A 17,963-nucleotide genomic window follows, 5' to 3' on the forward strand; every position below is an offset into this window, starting at 1 on the left:
CGGCTCCGGTTCTCAGAGGGTTTCGATACGGATCAGGGCGGGTTTCTCCAGCACCGCGTCCAGGCCGGACAGGCGCCGGATGGCGGCCTGCATGGCCGCCTCCTCGCATTCATGGGTGGTGAGCACGACGGGCACCGCTTCGCCAGGGGCACGGCCGCGCTGCAGCATGCTTTCCATCGAGATGTTGGCATCCCGCAGCACCGCCGTCACGTCCGCGATCACGCCCGGGCGGTCCAGCACCATCAAACGCAGGTAATAGGCGCCGCGATGGGTGGACATGGGCCGGGCGGGCGCCGAGGACAGCGCATCGGCCGAGGCGCCCCAGACCGGGGTGTGCCGCCCGCGCGCGATGTCCACCAGATCCGCCACCACGGCGCTGGCGGTGGGGCCGGCGCCGGCGCCGCGCCCCTGCAGCACCACGCGGCCCACCGCGTCGCCCTCCGCGACCACAGCGTTGAACACGCCCTCCACATGGGCGATGGGCGTTTCCAGCGGCACCATGCAAGGGTGCACGCGGGCGGAGACCCCGTCCTGCGTGCGGGTGGCGATGCCCAGCAGCTTGATGCGGAAGCCCAGCGCCTCGGCCATGGCGATATCCACGGCGGAAATGGCGCGGATGCCCTCCACATGCAGTTCCGAGAAATCGACCGGCCGGTTGAACGCCAGCGCCGCCAGGATGGCCAGCTTGTGGGCCGCGTCCACGCCGTCGATGTCGAAGCTGGGGTCGGCCTCAGCGTAGCCGAGCTTCTGGGCCTCGGCCAGCACCTCGGCGAATTGCAGGCCGCGCAGCCGCATCTCGGTCAGGATGTAGTTGCAGGTGCCGTTCAGGATACCGGCAACGCGGCGGATGTCGTTGCCCGCCAGCCCCTCGCGCACGGCCTTGATGGCGGGGATGCCGCCGGCCACCGCCGCCTCGAAGGCGAGCGGGACCTGATGCGCCTCGGCCAGCTGGGCCAGGGCGCGGCCATGCAGGGCCAGCAGCGCCTTGTTGGCCGTCACCACCGGCTTGCCGGCGGCCAGCGCCGCCTCGACCAGCGCGCGGGCCGGGCCCTCGCTGCCGCCGATGCTCTCCACGATCACATCGACGCCCGGATCGGCGACCAGCGCCACCGGGTCCTCATACCAGCGCAGCCCGGCCACGGGCACGCCACGATCCTTGTGCCGGTCGCGCGCCGACACGGCGGTGACGGCGATGGGCCGCCCGGCGCGGGCGGCGATCAGCCCGGCATTGTCGCGCAACACCTTCAGCACCCCGGCCCCGACAGTGCCGAGGCCGGCCACTCCGACAGAAAGAGGTCGGCTCATACTTCGTTCAGCTCCTCGGCCGGGGCCGCGTTGTCGCCTTGCAGGAAGGTGCGGATGCCGCGCAGCGCCTGGCGGATGCGCTGGTTGTTCTCCACGAGCGCGATGCGCACATGGCCGTCACCGTATTCGCCGAAGCCCAAGCCCGGCGCCACCGCCACCTTGGCCTTTTCCAGCAGCAGCTTGGAGAAGCCGACACTGCCCAGATGGCGGAACTTCTCGGGGATCGGGGCCCAGAGGAACATCGAGGCCTCCGGCACCGGCACGTCCCAGCCGGCGGCGTGCAGGCCCTTCACCAGCACGTCGCGGCGTTCCTTGTACAGGGCCCGCATCTCCGCCACGCAATCCTGCGGGCCGTTCAGCGCGGCGGTGGCCGCCACCTGGATGGGGGTGAAGGCGCCGTAGTCCAGATAGGACTTCACCCGCGTCAGCGCCGAGATCAGCCGCGGATTGCCCGCGGCGAAGCCCATGCGCCAGCCGGGCATGTTGTAGGTCTTGGACATCGAGGTGAACTCGACGGTGCAATCCATCGCACCCGGCACTTCCAGCACGGAGGAAGGGCGGTTGTTCTCGTCGAAATATATCTCGGCGTAGGCGAGGTCGGACAGGATGAACAGCTCGTGCTTCAGCGCGAGCTTCACCAAGTCCTTGTAGAATTCCCGGCTGGCGAGCAGCGCCGTGGGGTTGGACGGGAAGTTCACGATCAGCGCGGTGGGCTTGGGCACGGAATGCCGCACGGCGCGGTCGATGGCTTCCAGCATCGCGTCATCGGGCGTGTAGGGAATGCTGCGCGCGGAGGCGCCCGCGATGATGAAGCCGAACTGATGGATGGGATAGGACGGGTTCGGCACCAGGATGGTGTCGCCCGGCGAGGAGATCGCCTGGGCCAGATTGGCCAGCCCCTCCTTGGAACCCAGCGTGGCGACCACCTCGGTTTCCGGGTTCAGCTTCACGCCGAAGCGGCGGTCGTAATAGCCTGCGAGAGCCTTGCGCAGGCCGGGAATGCCCTTGGACTGGGAATAGCGGTGGGTGCGCGGGTCCTGCACCGCCTCGACCAGCTTGGCCACGATGTGCGGGGGCGTCGCGGTGTCGGGGTTGCCCATGCCGAGGTCCACGATGTCCTCTGCTGCTGCGCGTGCCTTGGCCTTGGCGGTATTCACCTCGGCGAAGACATAGGGCGGCAGGCGGCGGATCCGGTGGAACTCTTCTGGCATTGGACTGGCCTTGGTTGGAGTGTGACCGCTTCTTTTAGCGGGTTTGCGGCCGCGCGACCATCACGCGGCCGGGTGAAGGGTTGGCCATACGGGGGTCAGCGCAGCGAGGGCACGGGCGGCGGCGCGCTGGCCGGGCCCAGCATGTCGGGCGTCGGCAGGCTGGGCACGGCGCCGGGGCTGGGCAAGGCGGGCGCGCCGGGGTCGGTGCCGCCGGAGACGGTGCCGGCGGGCAGCGGGATGCCGGGCGCCACCCAGGGCACCGGGTCCGCGCGCACCAGGGCGGGCGGCGGCGGGGGCGCGCCGGGGATGGGCGGGCGGCCCGGCGCCTCGGCCGGGAAGGCGGCGTTGGCCCCGGTGCGCGGCGCCAGCGGCGTGGCCGAGGCCTCGCGGTCCGCCCGCAGGGAGGTCTCCAGGCTGCTGCGATAGGCGGGGTCGGGCCGCGCGGGGCGCTCTGGCACCGAGGCCAGATTGGGCAGCGGGCGATCGAGGCCGGGGGGCGCCAGGCGCTCCTCCAGGCTGCTGCCGGTCAGGTCGCCCGCGAAGCGCCCGGGCGAAAGCTGGGCCGAGCAGGCGGCCAGTACCAAAAACGGCAACACGCACCACGCTTGCGCGGCACCCCTGCCCTTCCTACCCTTCGATTCCAGCAATGCCGACATATCCGCCTCGCTCTCAGGCCTGTCTTTGCCCTCTGGGAGCTTCGGGTGGAAGGGGGCAAAGCGCGCGATGGATACCGGCAAGGGCAGCACACGCCCGGAGGACGCCACGATGAACGATAAGCCCGGCCAGGATGGACCGAACTTCAACCTGCCCGATCCCGCGCTGGTCACCCGCACCATGGCCGAGGTGGCCGAGCGCGGGCAGCGGATCGTGGGCGATTTCCTGCGCCGGCAGTCGGAGGAATCCAACAGCCTGGACCCGCTGAACATCGGCCAGGCCTTCATGGAAATGACGGCCAAACTGATGAGCAACCCGGCGCAGCTGGTGCAGGCGCAGCTGGGCTTCTGGCAGGATTACCTGACCCTGTGGTCCAACACCGCCCGCCGCATGCTGGGCGGAGAGGCCCCGGCCGTCATCGACGAGGCCAAGGGCGACCGCCGATTCAAGGACGACGCCTGGCGCGAGAACGAGGTGTTCGACTTCATCCGCCAATCCTACCTGCTCACCAGCCGCTACGTGACCAATGTGGTGCATGGGGCGGAAGGGCTGGACGCCAAGGCGGCGCAGAAGGTGGATTTCTACACCCGGCAATTCGTCGATGCGATGAGCCCGTCCAACTTCGTGATGACCAACCCCGAGGTGCTGCGCCGCACCGCCGAGACCGGCGGCGCCAACCTGCTGAAGGGCCTGACCAACCTGCTGGCGGACATGGAGCGCGGCAAGGGCAAGCTGCGCATCCGCATGACCGATGACAGCAAGTTCAAGGTGGGCGAGAACATCGCCGTCACCCCCGGCAAGGTCGTGTTCCAGAACGACCTGATGCAGCTGGTCCAGTACTCGCCGACCACGGAGAAGGTGTTCAAGCGCCCGCTGGTGATCTTTCCGCCCTGGATCAACAAGTTCTACATCCTGGATCTGCGGCCGAAGAACAGCTTCATCCGCTGGGCGGTGGAACAGGGCCACACCGTGTTCTGCGCCAGCTGGGTGAACCCGGACGAGCGCTGCGCCGAAAAGGGCTTCGACGACTACATGAAGGAAGGCGTGCTGGCCGCGCTGGACGCCATCGAGGCCGCGACCGGCGAGCGCCAGGTGAACGCCATCGGCTATTGCCTGGGCGGAACGTTGCTGGCGACCACCCTGGCCTACATGGCCACCAAGCGCGACAACCGGATCAAGACCGCCACCTATTTCGTGACGCTGACGGATTTCGAGCAGCCGGGCGAGCTGGGCGTGTTCATCGACGAGGAACAGTTGCAGGGCCTCGAGGAGAAGATGAGCAAGCGCGGCTATCTGGAAGGCCGCGAGATGGCGACGACCTTCAACATGCTGCGCGCCAACGACCTGATCTGGTCCTTCGTGGTGAACAACTATCTGCTGGGCCAGGACCCCTTCCCGTTCGACCTGCTGTACTGGAACGACGACAGCACCCGGATGCCGGCGAAGATGCACAGCTTCTATCTGCGCCGCATGTACCAGGCCAATGACCTGATCAACGGCCGGGTGGAATTGCTGGGCGCCAAGATCGACCTGCGCAAGATCAAGGTGCCGAGCTATCTGATCTCGACGCGGGAAGACCACATCGCGCCGTGGAAGAGCACCTATCGCGCCACCCAGGTCTATTCCGGGCCGGTGCGCTTCGTGCTGGCGGCCTCGGGCCATATCGCGGGCGTGGTGAACCCGCCGGAGGGCGGGAAGTACAGCCACTGGATCAACGAGGAACTGCCGGAAAGCCCCGATGACTGGTTCGCCGGCGCCACGGAGCTGGCCGGCAGCTGGTGGCCGGACTGGCAGCGCTGGATGATGGCGCAGGACAAGACGATGGTCCCGGCCCGCATCCCCGGCGACGGCAAGCTGGCAGTGCTGGAGGACGCGCCAGGCAGCTATGTGAAGGTGATGGCCACGGACTAACCGCGGCCCACCATCCGGGCCAGCAGCCGCACGGCCTGGTCGGGCTCGAAAGGCTTGGCCAGGGACGGCACCCGGCCGTGCCGCGGCAGCGGATCGACGCCCACATCGCCGCTCATGATGGCGAAGGGAATGCCGAGCGCGGCCAGCGCATCGGCGATGGGGGCGGCACTTTCGCGGCCCAGCCGCAGATCCAGCAGCGCCACATCCGGCCCCTGGGCCGCCAGTTCCAGCCCATGGGCCAGGGACATGGCCGGGCCCAGCACGCAGGCGCCAGCATCCGTCAGCGCGTCCTCCAGCAGCATGGCCACCAGCGGCTCATCCTCGGCGAGCAGCACACGAATCTCATTCAGTGCCATGTCATGCTCCCGGCGTTTCTGAGCGACACTAGGCGCGGCCCCCGGTTCAGGAAAGACGCATCCATGAGAGCCTATTCCACGTCAGGGTCGGCGGGATGGCGGCGCGCGCAGCCCCGGGTTACAAACAGCACAGCAGACAAGGGGTTCCGCGCTGATGAAGCGTGCACTGATCACGGGCGTGACTGGCCAGGATGGTGCTTATCTGTCCGAGTTCCTGTTGAAGCGCGGCTATGAGGTCTATGGCCTGCTGCGCCGTTCCGCCTCCTCCGACGTGGTGGCGGAGCGCCTGCGCTGGCTCGGCATCCAGGACGATGTGCGCCTGATCGACGGCAACCTCACCGATATCTCCTCCCTGATCCGGGCCTTGCAGGAGGTGAAGCCGGACGAGGTGTATAATCTCGGCGCGCAAAGCTTCGTGAAGGCCAGTTGGAACCAGCCGCTGCTGACCGGCAATGTCACCGCCATGGGCGCGGGCAACCTGCTGGAGGCCGTGCGCCTGGTGGCGCCGGGGGCCCGCTTCTATCAGGCCTCATCCTCCGAGATGTACGGCAAGATCCAGGAAGCGCGGCAGAGCGAGAGCACCCCCTTCTACCCGCGCAGCCCCTATGCGGTGGCCAAGCTGTACGCCCATTGGCTGACGGTGAACTACCGCGAGAGCTTCGGCCTGCATGCCAGCAGCGGCATCCTGTTCAACCACGAAAGCCCGCTGCGCGGCATCGAGTTCGTGACCCGCAAGATCACGGACGGCGTGGCCCGCATCAAGCTGGGCCTGGCGGATGAGCTGCGCATGGGCAATCTGGAGGCCACCCGCGACTGGGGCCACGCGCGCGACTATGTGCAGGGCATGTGGCTGATGCTGCAGCAGGACGAGGCGGACGACTACGTGCTGGCGACCGGGCGCACCACCTCGGTGCGCGAATTCTGCCGCATGGCCTTCGCCCATGTCGGGCTGGACTGGGAAGCCTATGTGAAGACCGATTCCACCTTCCTGCGGCCGGCCGAGGTGGAAGTGCTGATGGGCGATGCCAGCAAGGCCCAGCGCAAGCTGGGCTGGGCGGCGACCACCAGCCTGGAGGAGATGGTGGCCGAGATGGTGGAGGCCGATCTGGCCCGCCACAAGGCGCGCGGCGCCTGATCCCTCAGGGCAGGATCGCCCTGAGGCTGCTGCGCACCACCGCCGCGAAGGGGCCGGGTGCGGCCAGCCCCTTTTCCAGCGCGCCATAATCGGCGCGGGTCTTTACCTCCAGCACCGGCATGCCGAAGGCGCGGCACCAGCCCGGTATGTCTGGGTTGGACAGATCCGTGCCGCTGACCGCACCCGGATGCGCGCGCTCCTGATGAATGCGGATGGAGCCGTAAGAGCCATTGTCGCTGACGATCAGCTTGATGGCCGCCCCGCGCGCCTGGGCCACGGCCAGCTCCTGCCCGGTCATCAGCAGCCCGCCATCGCCCACCGCGCAGATCACCTGCCGCCCCGGAAAGCGCAGCGCGGCCGCGACCGCCCCCGGCATGCCGCAGCCCATGGCGCCCGACTGGCTGGGCAGCAGCAGCTGCCCGGGCTTCCACATCACCTTGCGATAGAAGGGCGCGGCGAAACTGCCCGCATCCACGCTGACGATCGCGTCCGGCGCCGCCACCCGGCCGACCAGCTGCGCGACCTCGGCGAAGGGCAGGCCGTCGGGCCAGTCCACATGCGGCACCCCGCAATCAGCCACATGCAGGGCGCGCAGCCGGGCATTCCAGGCGGCACGCCCAGGGGGAGCACAAACGGGGGCGGGCGGCATGGCTGCCAGCAGGGCGTGCGCCTCGGCCGCGACCGCGATATCCGCCGGGAAGCGCCAGTTCAGCCAGGAGGCATCCGGGCAGACATGGATCAGTTTTTGCCTCGGCGCGGGCCAGGAGTAGCCCTGGGTGGTGATATCCGTCAGCCGCGTGCCCAGCGCGATCACCAGATCGGCCTCGGCGAAGGCGGCGCGCTGGGCGTCCGGGTTCCGCAGCCCCAGGTCGCCCACGTATAGCGGGTGCTCGTTCGGAAACAGCGATTGCCGGCGGAAGCTGACGGCCACCGGCAGGTTCCAGGCCTCGGCGAAGGCCAGCAGCGCGGCCTGGCGGGCGCCGGTCGCGTCCTCGAAACCATGGCCCGCCAGCAGGATGGGGCGCTCGGCGGCGGCGATGGCCGCGGCGATGGGGGCCGTATCCGGCAGGCTGGGCAGGGGCGGAAGCCAGGCGGGCGCCTCGGCGGCGCAGGGCATGGCCAGCACTTCCTCGGGCAGCACCAGCACCACGGGGCCGGGCACGCCCTGCATGGCCATGGCCCAGGCGCGGGCGATCAGCTCGGGCACTTCCTCGGGCCCATGCGCCTCACCCACCCATTTCGCGATGCCGCCGAACATGCGGCCATAGTCGATTTCCTGGAAGGCGCGGCGGCGCAGGTCCCTCGCCTCCACCTGGCCGATCAGCAGGATCAGCGGCACGGCGTCCTGCTCGGCGGCGTGCAGGCCGATGGCGGCGTTGCAGGCCCCTGGCCCGCGAGACACCAGCACCACCCCGGGCAGGCCCGAGAGCTTGGCATCGGCCATGGCCGAGAAGGCGGCCCCGCCCTCCTGCCGGGAGACCACGAGGTCGATCCCCTGCTTCTGGTCCGGGTGCAGCGCGTGCAGCAGGGCGATATAGCTTTCCCCCGGCACGCACCAGGCGCGTTGCACGCCCTGGCGGGAGAGGAACTGGACGATCCGGTCGGCGGCTGTGTTTGTGCTCATTGCCGGCAATGCTGGCCTGGATCCGCGCAACGGGCGAGCCCCCAACCCATGCGGACCATGCATGCAAGCCTTGATTTCCACCCGGCCGGGCCAAGCCCGGCCGGGTGAGCGACGCGCCCTGGGGTAGTAGGGGGGAGAGGCGCGCCGGAACCGGGATCAGCGGATCGAGGAAGTGACCGCCGGGGTCATGCTTTCCAGCACGCGCCCCCCATTGCGCGTGGTGATGTCCACTTCCACCGCGGCCACGCTGCGATAATCGCGCGGCTGGCGATAGGTGCAGGCGTATTGCTCGACCGTGCCGGGCTGGATCATGCAATCCATGCCCGAGGCGCGCAGCCGGCTGAGCAGCGTCACGGCGTCCGAACCCTGCGGATGGGCGCTGGCCAGGTCACGTTCCAGCTGCCAGGTGCCGGCGCGGCTGCCGATCTCGATATAGCGGTCGAAGGGCGCCTGCACCGGCCAGGGGCTCTGCCCGCCCCAGGCATAGGCGAAGACGGACACGCCGAGGAACAGGATACCCAGCGCGGTTAGCGCCAGCTTCAGCGTGTGGGTGATGTCCGTTTGTCTTAACATGCGTCACTTCCTTCCTGGTTCTGGCGCTTCACAGCGAGGCGAATTGCAGGTGCGGCGGCGGTGGCGCGGGCTGCACCCGGACGGAGGGCCGGAGGCCGCGCACATGCGCCCCCTCGGTTTCCACCAGCGCCGTCACCCGGGCGACGCGCTGGAAGGACAGCGGGCGGTTGAAGACGCAGGCATAGTTACCGGGGGCCTCGATATCCGCCTGGCATTCGAAGCCGGAGCGGGTGAGGCGGGCGAGCAGCCCGCCGGCATCGCTGCCCGCCGGGAACTGCGCCGAAAGCTCGCTCACCAGCCGCGTCTCGGTGTTGGACAGGCCGGTGGACATGAAGCGCTTGGCCTCGGGCTCGATCCGCAGCGGCTCCAGGCCGCCGGTGAGAGAGGCGTAGCCCGCCAGCCCCGAGAACATCATCGCGGCGGCGAAGCAGGCGTTGCGGAAGGTCCGCAGCGTGTCGATGGAAATCCTCATCATGGTATCTCCCCAGTCCATGAGCCGCGACCATTCGCGGTAAGGGAGAATTAACAACTGGCGTGTCTGGCAGGGTGTCGGGTGTTGTCGGGGCGTGTCCCTGCGGCGCTCACCGTGTCGTGAAGCACGATCACCATGTCGTGATTCATGTCATGCATGTCGTGGGGATTGTCGCCGCCACGGCCCCTGTGCGGCGACAAAGCCGCACAAGGCACTGATTTTATTCAATCAGTGTGTCAGCGCGGTGTCTGGATGCTCATCCGCGTGGTGATCTGGCGCACCACGCTACCTTCGGTCGCGATGGCGGCCTCGATGGAAATAATGCGCCGATCGCGGTCTGGCAGGCGGGCCAGGCAGGCCCAATTGCCCCGCGCCTCGGAGGGCGCCACGCAGGAAAAGCCCATGGAGACCAGCCGCTGCACCGCCGGCCCCGGATCGGCGCCGACCGGCGACAATTCCAGCAATTCCAGCCGCAGCGTCTCCGCCCCCTGGCGCTCACCCCGGCGGGCGAGTTCCTCCAGCGGGGAGCGGGTGGCGCTGGGCGTCAGCATGCGGGCCACGAAGGCCAGCACGATCAGCAGCATCAGGGCGAACAGCCCTGCCCGCCTCAGCGTGCCGGGCTGGTAGCGCGAACCCCGGGAGGGCGCGGTGTCGCCCGGCACATCGGCCATCAGGCCGCCTTCCTCGGGTTGCGGATGAAGCGGCCCGGGGCGGCGCCGGTCAGCCCGGCGGCGGTATAGGTCGTCTCGCCATTCGCCCAGACGCGGTTGATGCCGGCGGAGGGCTGCTTCGGGTCCTCGAAGGTCGCGCGGTCCGCCACCGTGGCGGGGTCGAACAGCACCAGATCGGCGAAGCCGCCGGGGCGGATCACGCCACGGTCCGGCAGGCCGAACACGGCCGCCGTGCGCCCGGTCATCTTGTGGACGGCGGTTTCCAGGCTGAACAGCTGCAATTCTCGCGCGTAATGCCCCAGCACGCGCGGGAAGGTGCCCCACAGGCGCGGGTGCGGGAAATCATCGTGTGGCAGGCCGTCGCTGCCGATCATGCTGCGCGGGTGCTTCATGATGCGGCGCACATCGGCCTCATCCATCTGGAAGGTGATGGCGCCGGCGGGCAGCAGCTTCTCGGCCGCGGCCCGGCGCGTCATGCCCCAGTCGCGCGCCACGTCATCCAGGTTCCGCCCGCTCATCTCCGGGTGCGGGACGGACCAGGTGACGATCACCGGCGTGTCCTGGCGCAGCTTGTCCGGCATCAGCACGGTGGAGCCCGCCGGGTAGGGATACACGTCGAAGGCCACCGGCTGGTCCTGGGCCATGCTGTCCATCAGCGCCAGCGTTTCGCGCGAGCGGCCGAAATTCTCGGGCATCGAGCATTTGTGGTGGCTGATGATGACCTCGACGGGCTTGTCCACGCCCACCTCGCGGCCGATGCGCAGCGTCTCGCGGATGCTGTCCAGCACGTGGTCGGCCTCATCGCGCATGTGCGTCATGTAGATGCCGCCGACATCGCGCAGCGCCTCGCCCACCGCGATCACCTCCTGCGTCGGCGCCGGGTTGTTGGGCGGGTAGTACAGGCCGGTTGAGAAGCCGGTGGCCCCCTCCTGCAGGGCGCCGCGCAGGCGCTTCTGCATGTGGGCGATCTCGCGGTCGGTGGCGGCGCGGTACACGTCGCCCTCCATGGCTTCCACCCGCAGGGACATGTGGCCGCAGAAGGCCACCGTGTTCACGTTGGTGGGGGTCTTTTCCAGCGCCTCGGCGTATTCGGCGAAGCTGTCGTAGTGGAACCAGCTTTCGTCGCCCAGCAGGTCCATCGGCGGCGGCGGGCGCTTGGCCAGGCGCAGCGGCGCCAGCGAGATGCCGCAATTGCCCACCACCACGGTGGTGACGCCCTGGCTGACCTTGCAATGCATGCAGGCCGGGCCGCAGAGCACGGCGCGGTCGTCATGGGTGTGCGCGTCGATGAAGCCCGGGGCCAGGGCTTGGCCCTTGGCGTCCACTTCCTCCTGCCCGGCCGCGCCGCCCAGATCGCCCACCGCCACGATGCGGTCGTTGTTCACCGCCACATCGCCCTGGAAGCGGGGCGCGCCCGTGCCGTCGAAGATGGTGGCGTCGCGGATGATGAGGTCGCAGCGGAAGCTCATGCCGGTATCCCTGGAGATCGGAGGGGGTGGGAATCAGAGGGCCGGAGCATGGCCCCATGGGCCCCGCGCGGAAAGGGTGGCAGGGGCGCAAAGCACACCCCCGCCCATTTTCCCTGCCTGCTATCGCGCCAGCACCGCCAGCGCGGCGGGCGAGGCCGGCAGCGGCAGCCGCCCCGCGGGCACCAGCCGCCCCTCCTGGATGCGGAACAGGGACAGGTCGCGCTCGACCATGTTCTGCACGATCAACCTGCGGCCATCGGCGGAAAAGCCAGCCCCCTGGGACCAATGCCCCACCTGGGCCACGGCGATGCGGCGCAGGCGCGGCGATTGCCCCGGCGCTGCAAGCCGCCACAGCTGCACCTGGCCCTCGCCCAGGAAGGGGCTGCCGGCCGGCTTGTTGGACCCGTTCATCACCGTGACCGCCACGCTGCGCCCATCGGCCGAGATGGCGATGCCTTCCGGCGTCTGACCCACGCTCTGGGTTTCCACCACGCGCCAGGCATTCACCGCCCCGGTCAGGTCGATGACGGAGACGGTGTCCACATCGCCGCCGCCGCGCCCGATATTGGCCACCACCGCCGTGCGCCCATCGGGCGCCATCACCAGCCCATAGGGGTTGATGCCCGCCGAGATGTCCCGCCCCGCGCGACGCAGCGTGTCGCCCTCGATGGCGATCACGGTCAGGATGCTATCGCCGTAGCGCGTGACCAGCGCGTGCCGCCCATCGGGCGTGAACACCGCCGAGGACACCAGCGAGGCCGCGTTGCCCACCTCCAGCGTCGCGGCATGTTCCAGCCGCCCGCCCGCGATCCGCCACAGGGAGACACTGCCCGCCCCGCGATGGGCCACCAGCGCATGGGTGCCCGCCCGGTTCACCGAGACGCCGGCGGGGCCCGCGGGCACATCCTCCAGGCTCTGCACCACCACGGGCGGGCGGGCGGTCAGGTCCACCACGCTCAGGGTGGTGCCGTTGATGGTGCGCGCCGGGTTGGCCGGGTCCACCCGCTGGTTGGCGGGCACGATCGCGCGCGTGCCGTCGGGCGTGATCGCCACGGAATTGGGCGGCCCGACCACAGAGGCCGGCACCCGCACCTCGCCCAGCACGCGCGGCGGCATGCTGCCCAAGTCCAGCACGGTCAGCACATCGGGTGCGGGGTCGCGCACCGTGATGGCCACGCCATTCTCCAGCCTGGATTTGTTGTCGCCGGCCGATACGGCGATCTGCGCCGTGGCGGCGCCCGAGCACAGCGCCAGCAGCGCCGCCCCCATCATGGCTCGCATGTCTCTCTCCCTTTGGCGGGGTCTGGTGCCCCATGCGGGCAGCATTCACCCGGCGGGCGGCGCGCGCAATGGCCGGATAAGCGCTTGAGCGGCACGGCGCGACGGGGCACACCTAGCGCCAACGAACCGGGAGAAACGCACCATGATCATGTCGCGCCGCAGCATGATGCTGCTTGCCGCCCCCGCCCTGCTGCCCGTCTCTGCTCTGGGACAGGAACAGGTGACCTTGCGCCTGCATCACTTCCTGCCCGCCGTGTCCAACGTGCACCGCCATTTCCTGCAGCCCTGGGCGCAGAAGGTGGCTGCCGATTCGCAGAACCGCCTCAGGGTGCAGATCTTCCCGGCCATGCAGTTGGGCGGCGCGCCGCCGCAGCTGTACGATCAGGCGCGCGACGGCGTGGTGGATATCGCCTGGACCCTGCCCGGCTATACCCCCGGCCGCTTCCCCCGGCTGGAGGCCTTCGAGCTGCCCTTCGTCGCCCACCCGCGCGCGGCGGTGAATGTGCAGGCGGTGCAGAAATTCTCCGAAGGCCCCGCCGCCGAGGAACTGCGCGATACCCATGTCATCGCCGCCTGGGGCCACGACGCGGGCGTGATCCACGCCAAGCGGGAGGTGAAGCGCATGGAGGACCTGCAGGGGCTGCGCCTGCGCTTCCCCACCCGCCAGGCGGGCGAGGCCCTGCGCGCCCTCGGCGCCGCCCCGGTCGGCATGCCGGTGCCGCAAGTGCCGGAGGCACTGTCCCAGGGCGTGATCGACGGCGCGGTGGTCCCGTGGGAAGTCGTGCCGAGCATCCGCCTGCATGAGGCCGCGCGCTTCCACACCGAGATCGACAGCATCCCCACCTTCTACATCGCCACCATGCTGCTGGTGATGAACCGGGCGAAATACGCCGGGCTGCCGGCCGATCTGCGCGCCATCCTGGACGCCAACAGCGGCATGGTCGCCGCCCGCATGGCCGCCCCCGCCTGGGATGTCGAAGGCCCGAAAGTGGCGGAGATGGCCCGCCGGCGCGGCAACACCATCTCCTCCCTGCCCGCCGAGGAAGCCCGGCGCTGGCAACAGACCACCCAGCCCGTGATCGACAATTGGGTGGGCGCGATGCGGGAACGCAACATCGACGGCGCCGCCCTGCTGGAACGCGCCCGCGCCCTGGTGGCTGAGTTCACGGCCTGATGCAGGCCCTGGCACGTCGCCTGGCATTGGGGTTGGCTCTGGCGGGCGGCGCGGTACTGATCGCGGCCTCGGCGCTCACCGTGGTCTCCGGCCTGTCGCGCTGGTGGACCAGCCAGCCGGTGCGCGGCGATGTGGAACTGGTCTCGCTGGCCGCGGGCCTCGCGGTGCTGGGGGCCATGCCCTGGGGCACGGCGCGCGGCGCGCATATCATGGTGGACAGCTTCACCACCCGCCTGCCCGCGCGGCTGAACGCGCTGATCGATGGGTTCTGGCGCCTGTGCTGGGCGGCGGTGTTCGGCGTGCTGGCCTGGCGCATGGCGCTCGGCGGGGCGGAGGCGATGGCGGAGGGCGCGCGCAGCATGGGGCTGCTCGGCGTGCCCTATGGCTGGGCGATCGCGCTTGGGGCGGGCTGCTTCGCGCTGTCGGCGCTGCTCGCCCTGCCGGCGCGCCGCTGATGGCGCCGGAGTTCGTCATCGCGGCCTGGGGGTTCGGCGCGCTGCTGGGGCTGATCGCGCTGCGCGCCCCCATCGCGCTGGCCATGCTGGTGGTGGGGGCGCTGGGCTATGCGCATATCCTCGATTGGGCGGCGCTGCTGAACTACCTGAAGCAGACGCCCTGGCACCTGTTCGCCAACTACACGCTCAGCGTCATTCCGCTGTTCATCCTGATGGGCGCACTGGCCGAGCGCGGCGGCCTGGCGCGGGACCTGTTCACGGCGGCGCAATTGTTGGTGGGGCGCAGGCCGGGGGGCATGCCCATGGGGGTCATCGCGGCCTCGGCGGCGTTCGGGGCGGTGTGCGGGTCGTCGGTGGCCACCACCGCCACCTTCGCCCGCGCGGCCCTGCCGGAGTTGCTGCGCACCGGCACCGCACCCGGCTTCGCCACCGCCACTATCGCTGCGGGCGGCACGCTGGGCATCCTGATCCCGCCCTCCGTCATCCTGGTGGTCTATGCCATCAGCACGGAGCAGAACATCGCCAAGCTGTTCATCGCGGCGGCGATCCCGGGGCTGCTCGCCACGCTGTTCTACCTGTTCGCCATCTGGGCCGCGACGCGGCTGAAGCCGGCGCTCTCGCCCCCTGCCCCGCCGCTGTCGGCCACCGAGCGCCGCCACGCGGTGCGCGCCGTGCTGCCGGTGCTGGGCATCGCGTTGCTGGTGGTGGGCGGCATCTATGGCGGGGTGTTCACGCCCACGGAATCGGCGGCCGTCGGCTGCGTGCTGGTGCTGGCCCTCGGCCTCGCGCGCCGCACCCTGCCGCCGGGCGAAATCCGCGCCGCGCTGCTCGCGACCGCCGAGACCACAGCGATGATCTTCGCCATCCTGCTGGGGGCGGAGGTGTTCAACGCCTTCCTCGCCCTCAGCCAGGCGCCGGACCTGCTGGCGCTGTGGGTCACGGAGCAGGGATTTTCTCCCTATGGCGTGATGGTGGCGCTGCTGGTGACCTATCTGGTGCTGGGCGCGGTGATGGATGAGCTGGCGATGATCCTGCTGACCCTGCCGGTGTTCTTCCCGGTTATCACCGCGCTCGATTTCGGCCTGCCGCCTGAGGAACTGGCCATCTGGTTCGGCATGCTGGTGCTGGTGGTGGTCGGCGTGGGGCTGACGGCGCCGCCCATCGGGCTGAACGTATTCGTCGTCTCGGCCATCGCGCGGAACGTGCCGATCGCCTCCACCTATCGGGGGGTTCTGCCCTTTCTGGCGATGGACCTCTTGCGGCTGGTCCTGGTGCTGGCATTCCCTTCCCTCTCCCTGATGCTCGTGAGGTGGCTGACGTGACCTTCCTGCCCGTGAACGGTGCCGTGCTGCATGTGGAGGAAGCCGGCCCGCCCGGCGGGGTGCCGCTGCTGCTGATCCACAGCCTGGGGGCGGCCACCGCCATGTGGGCGCCGCAGATCGCCTTGCTCAGCCGCACCCACCGCGTGATCGCGATGGACCTGCCGGGCCATGGCCTGTCGCAGGCGCGGCCCGGCGAATACAGCATGGCCGGGCTGGCCGCCGACGCGCTGGGCGTGCTGGACGCGCTGGGCATCGGGGCCGCGCATGTGGCCGGCGTTTCCATCGGCGGGCGCATCGCCATGGAAATGGCCAGCACCGCGCCCGGCCGCGTGCTGTCCCTGATGCTGTGCGACACCGCGCTGGATTTCCAGCCGCCCAGCCGCTGGGCGGGCCGCATCGAGACGGTGCTGGCCGAAGGCATGGCCCCCATCGTCGATGCCGTGGTGGCGAATTGGGCGGTGGACCAGTCCCTGCCCTCCACCGCCGGGCTGCGGGCGATGGTGGCCCGCACCGACCCGCGCGGCTATGCCGGCTGCGCCGCCGCCCTGCGGGATTGCGCGGTGCCCGGCCCCATCCACGCCCCCACCACCGTGATCTGCGGCGAGCAGGACCCCTCCACCCCGCCGGCCCGCAGCGAGGAGATCGTGGCCCATATCCCCGGCGCCTCGCTGGTGCTGATCGAGGGTGCCGCGCACATCCCCAATCTGGAACGCGCGGACGCCATGAACCGCGCGCTGCTGGCGCATCTGACCGCGCTGGCGCCCAAGGGGCCGGAGGCCGGCATGGCCGTGCGCCGCGCCGTGCTGGGCGACGCGCATGTTGATCGCTCCGAGGCGGGGATGACCGAACTCGACTTGCCCTTCCGCGAGCTGATCCTGGAAGGCGTCTGGGGCCGGGTCTGGACGCGGCCGGGGCTATCGCGCCACCAGCGCAGCCTGATCACCCTGACCATGCTGGCGGCCCTTGGCCTGGATGAGGAATTCCGCCTTCATATCCGCGCCACCGCCAACACCGGCGTCTCGCGGGAGGAAGTGGCCGAGGCCATGCTGCATGTCGCCAGCTACGCCGGCATTCCGCGCGGCAACCACGCGCTGAAGATCGTGAAGGAGATCCTCGGTTGAGCTATCCCCCGATCCCCGCGGGCGCCTTCCCGCCCATGGACCTGCCGAGCTACGGCAGCACCCACAAGCGCCACCCGGACCAGCCGCCCGTGCGCATCCCGCACACGCTGACGGAGACCTCGGCGCCCCGCTTCACCCCGGCCGCCTATCCGGCCCATGCCGACATGTCCCGCCACAATGGGCGGGCGGCGATGGGCGAGCGCATCATCCTGGCCGGGCGCATCACCGACGAGGATGGCCGCCCCCAGCCCGGCGTGATGCTGGAGGTCTGGCAGGCCAATGCCGCCGGGCGCTACCACCATGCGCGCGACCAGCATGACGCGCCGCTGGACCCCAACTTCTCCGGCCAGGCGCGGGTGTTCACGGATGCCGAGGGCCATTGGTCGCTGACCACCATCCGCCCCGGCGCCTATCCCTGGCGCAACCACCACAATGCCTGGCGGCCGGTGCATGTGCATTTCGGCCTGCATGGCGCGGGCTTCGCGCAGCGGCTGATCACCCAGATGTATTTCCCCGGCGACCCGCTGCTGGAGCTGGACCCGATCTATCAGGGCGTGCCCGCCGGTGCGCGGGAACGGTTGATCGCCAAGTTCGACCTGGATGTGACCAAGCCCGAATACGCGCTGGGCTATCGCTTCGACATGGTGCTGCGCGGGCGGCTGGCCACGCCGATGGAGAACCCGACGTGAGCCTGCCCACCGCTTCCCAGACCGCTGGCCCATATTGGCACCTGATCGACTTCCCCGAATGGGCGGACCTGACGCGCGCGGGCGGCCCCAATGCGGGCGTGGCCGGTGAGCGCATCATCCTGACCGGCACCGTCACCGACGGCGACGGCGCCCCCTGCGCCGATGCGATGATCGAGCTGTGGCAGGCCGGCCCCGATGGCGCCTATGAGGCCGGCTTCCACGGCTTCGGCCGCTGCGCCACCGATGAGGCGGGGCGTTTCCGCTTCGCAACCCTGAAGCCCGGGCCGGTGCCAGGGCCGGGCAATTCCCTGCAGGCCCCGCACATCACGCTGGCCATCTTCGCGCGCGGGCTGATGCACCACCTGACCACCCGCGCCTATTTCGCGGCCGAGCCGCTGAACGAGGCCGACCCCATCCTGGCCCTGGTGCCGGAGGCCCGGCGCGGCACGCTGCTGGCCCAGCCCGTGGCGCCCGGCCACTGGAACCTCGACATCCGCCTGCAAGGCGCCGACGAAACCGTTTTCCTGGATATCTGACCGC

18 protein-coding genes are annotated in these 17,963 nt (G+C 70.0%); 8 read left to right on the forward strand and 10 right to left on the reverse strand.

Features of this window, described 5'->3' with window-relative positions:
• Window positions 1-12 precede the first annotated feature (12 nt).
• The 3 genes from GT007_RS00940 to GT007_RS00950 form a co-directional block, all read right to left on the reverse strand.
• Window positions 13-1,305: a homoserine dehydrogenase gene (locus GT007_RS00940; RefSeq protein WP_160119686.1), complete on the reverse strand. Its 1,293-nt coding sequence runs from the start codon at window positions 1,303-1,305 to the stop codon at window positions 13-15.
• A complete protein-coding gene (locus GT007_RS00945) occupies window positions 1,302-2,516 on the reverse strand; it encodes an LL-diaminopimelate aminotransferase (RefSeq protein ID WP_160119687.1) in 1,215 nt (404 codons plus the stop codon). The genes GT007_RS00940 and GT007_RS00945 overlap by 4 nt, the downstream gene beginning before the upstream one ends.
• 95 nt (window positions 2,517-2,611) lie before the next feature.
• Entirely contained in the window at window positions 2,612-3,109 is a 498-nt protein-coding gene (locus GT007_RS00950; RefSeq protein ID WP_160119688.1) for a hypothetical protein, read from the reverse strand.
• A 172-nt stretch (window positions 3,110-3,281) separates the two neighbouring features.
• Between GT007_RS00950 and GT007_RS00955 the strand changes: the two genes are divergently transcribed.
• Window positions 3,282-5,081, forward strand: coding sequence for a PHA/PHB synthase family protein (locus GT007_RS00955; RefSeq protein ID WP_236571422.1), 1,800 nt, complete (start codon window positions 3,282-3,284; stop codon window positions 5,079-5,081).
• Here the strand turns inward: GT007_RS00955 and GT007_RS00960 are convergent.
• On the reverse strand, window positions 5,078-5,437 hold the full coding sequence (locus GT007_RS00960; protein WP_160119689.1) for a response regulator: 360 nt from the start codon (window positions 5,435-5,437) through the stop codon (window positions 5,078-5,080). The two genes, GT007_RS00955 and GT007_RS00960, sit on opposite strands and share 4 nt — an antisense overlap.
• A gap of 154 nt (window positions 5,438-5,591) precedes the next feature.
• Between GT007_RS00960 and gmd the strand changes: the two genes are divergently transcribed.
• Complete coding sequence (gene gmd / locus GT007_RS00965) at window positions 5,592-6,572, forward strand: GDP-mannose 4,6-dehydratase (RefSeq protein ID WP_160119690.1); 981 nt, start codon at window positions 5,592-5,594, stop codon at window positions 6,570-6,572.
• A 4-nt stretch (window positions 6,573-6,576) separates the two neighbouring features.
• Here gmd and GT007_RS00970 read toward each other — a convergent pair whose 3' ends face one another.
• From GT007_RS00970 to GT007_RS00995, 6 genes are all read right to left on the reverse strand, one after another.
• A complete protein-coding gene (locus tag GT007_RS00970; RefSeq protein WP_160119691.1) occupies window positions 6,577-8,196 on the reverse strand; it encodes a thiamine pyrophosphate-binding protein in 1,620 nt (539 codons plus the stop codon).
• Window positions 8,197-8,352: 156 nt separating this feature from the next.
• Window positions 8,353-8,769 (reverse strand): hypothetical protein, encoded by a 417-nt coding sequence (locus GT007_RS00975; protein WP_160119692.1) that lies wholly within the window; start codon window positions 8,767-8,769, stop codon window positions 8,353-8,355.
• A gap of 28 nt (window positions 8,770-8,797) precedes the next feature.
• Window positions 8,798-9,244 (reverse strand): hypothetical protein, encoded by a 447-nt coding sequence (locus GT007_RS00980; RefSeq protein ID WP_160119693.1) that lies wholly within the window; start codon window positions 9,242-9,244, stop codon window positions 8,798-8,800.
• Between the two features lie 233 nt (window positions 9,245-9,477).
• Entirely contained in the window at window positions 9,478-9,912 is a 435-nt protein-coding gene (locus GT007_RS00985) for a hypothetical protein (protein WP_160119694.1), read from the reverse strand.
• Window positions 9,912-11,381 (reverse strand): N-acyl-D-amino-acid deacylase family protein, encoded by a 1,470-nt coding sequence (locus GT007_RS00990; protein WP_160119695.1) that lies wholly within the window; start codon window positions 11,379-11,381, stop codon window positions 9,912-9,914. The genes GT007_RS00985 and GT007_RS00990 overlap by 1 nt, the downstream gene beginning before the upstream one ends.
• A gap of 120 nt (window positions 11,382-11,501) precedes the next feature.
• On the reverse strand, window positions 11,502-12,662 hold the full coding sequence (locus GT007_RS00995) for a lactonase family protein (protein ID WP_160119696.1): 1,161 nt from the start codon (window positions 12,660-12,662) through the stop codon (window positions 11,502-11,504).
• Window positions 12,663-12,810: 148 nt separating this feature from the next.
• Between GT007_RS00995 and GT007_RS01000 the strand changes: the two genes are divergently transcribed.
• From GT007_RS01000 to pcaG, 6 genes are read left to right on the forward strand one after another with little or no spacing between them, the layout of a single operon-like run.
• Window positions 12,811-13,836, forward strand: a complete 1,026-nt coding sequence (locus GT007_RS01000) for a TRAP transporter substrate-binding protein (RefSeq protein WP_236571423.1) — start codon at window positions 12,811-12,813, stop codon at window positions 13,834-13,836.
• The gene (locus GT007_RS01005; RefSeq protein ID WP_160119698.1) at window positions 13,836-14,291 is read left to right on the forward strand and encodes a TRAP transporter small permease; all 456 of its coding nucleotides are present in this window, start codon (window positions 13,836-13,838) and stop codon (window positions 14,289-14,291) included. Before GT007_RS01000 ends, GT007_RS01005 begins: the two co-directional genes overlap by 1 nt.
• Complete coding sequence (locus tag GT007_RS01010) at window positions 14,291-15,613, forward strand: TRAP transporter large permease (RefSeq protein WP_160119699.1); 1,323 nt, start codon at window positions 14,291-14,293, stop codon at window positions 15,611-15,613. Before GT007_RS01005 ends, GT007_RS01010 begins: the two co-directional genes overlap by 1 nt.
• Window positions 15,601-16,734: a bifunctional 3-oxoadipate enol-lactonase/4-carboxymuconolactone decarboxylase PcaDC gene (pcaDC, locus tag GT007_RS01015; RefSeq protein WP_236571424.1), complete on the forward strand. Its 1,134-nt coding sequence runs from the start codon at window positions 15,601-15,603 to the stop codon at window positions 16,732-16,734. The genes GT007_RS01010 and pcaDC overlap by 13 nt, the downstream gene beginning before the upstream one ends.
• Entirely contained in the window at window positions 16,731-17,423 is a 693-nt protein-coding gene (gene pcaH / locus GT007_RS01020) for a protocatechuate 3,4-dioxygenase subunit beta (RefSeq protein WP_236571425.1), read from the forward strand. Before pcaDC ends, pcaH begins: the two co-directional genes overlap by 4 nt.
• Complete coding sequence (pcaG, locus tag GT007_RS01025; protein WP_160119700.1) at window positions 17,420-17,959, forward strand: protocatechuate 3,4-dioxygenase subunit alpha; 540 nt, start codon at window positions 17,420-17,422, stop codon at window positions 17,957-17,959. The genes pcaH and pcaG overlap by 4 nt, the downstream gene beginning before the upstream one ends.
• The last annotated feature ends 4 nt before the right edge of the window (window positions 17,960-17,963 follow it).

Source organism: Rhodovarius lipocyclicus (genome assembly GCF_009900765.1).
GTDB classification, from domain to species: domain Bacteria; phylum Pseudomonadota; class Alphaproteobacteria; order Acetobacterales; family Acetobacteraceae; genus Rhodovarius; species Rhodovarius lipocyclicus.

Excerpts from the sequence above, each read along its gene's own strand:
- GT007_RS00940 (WP_160119686.1), bottom strand. The coding sequence starts at position 1,305 with ATGAGCCGACCTCTTTCTGTCGGAGTGGCCGGCCTCGGCACTGTCGGG.
- GT007_RS00945 (WP_160119687.1), bottom strand. The coding sequence starts at position 2,516 with ATGCCAGAAGAGTTCCACCGGATCCGCCGCCTGCCGCCCTATGTCTTC.
- GT007_RS00955 (WP_236571422.1), top strand. The coding sequence starts at position 3,282 with ATGAACGATAAGCCCGGCCAGGATGGACCGAACTTCAACCTGCCCGAT.
- GT007_RS00960 (WP_160119689.1), bottom strand. The coding sequence starts at position 5,437 with ATGGCACTGAATGAGATTCGTGTGCTGCTCGCCGAGGATGAGCCGCTG.
- gmd (WP_160119690.1), top strand. The coding sequence starts at position 5,592 with ATGAAGCGTGCACTGATCACGGGCGTGACTGGCCAGGATGGTGCTTAT.
- GT007_RS00970 (WP_160119691.1), bottom strand. The coding sequence starts at position 8,196 with ATGAGCACAAACACAGCCGCCGACCGGATCGTCCAGTTCCTCTCCCGC.
- GT007_RS00975 (WP_160119692.1), bottom strand. The coding sequence starts at position 8,769 with ATGTTAAGACAAACGGACATCACCCACACGCTGAAGCTGGCGCTAACC.
- GT007_RS00980 (WP_160119693.1), bottom strand. The coding sequence starts at position 9,244 with ATGATGAGGATTTCCATCGACACGCTGCGGACCTTCCGCAACGCCTGC.
- GT007_RS00985 (WP_160119694.1), bottom strand. The coding sequence starts at position 9,912 with ATGGCCGATGTGCCGGGCGACACCGCGCCCTCCCGGGGTTCGCGCTAC.
- GT007_RS00990 (WP_160119695.1), bottom strand. The coding sequence starts at position 11,381 with ATGAGCTTCCGCTGCGACCTCATCATCCGCGACGCCACCATCTTCGAC.
- GT007_RS00995 (WP_160119696.1), bottom strand. The coding sequence starts at position 12,662 with ATGCGAGCCATGATGGGGGCGGCGCTGCTGGCGCTGTGCTCGGGCGCC.
- GT007_RS01000 (WP_236571423.1), top strand. The coding sequence starts at position 12,811 with ATGTCGCGCCGCAGCATGATGCTGCTTGCCGCCCCCGCCCTGCTGCCC.
- GT007_RS01005 (WP_160119698.1), top strand. The coding sequence starts at position 13,836 with ATGCAGGCCCTGGCACGTCGCCTGGCATTGGGGTTGGCTCTGGCGGGC.
- GT007_RS01010 (WP_160119699.1), top strand. The coding sequence starts at position 14,291 with ATGGCGCCGGAGTTCGTCATCGCGGCCTGGGGGTTCGGCGCGCTGCTG.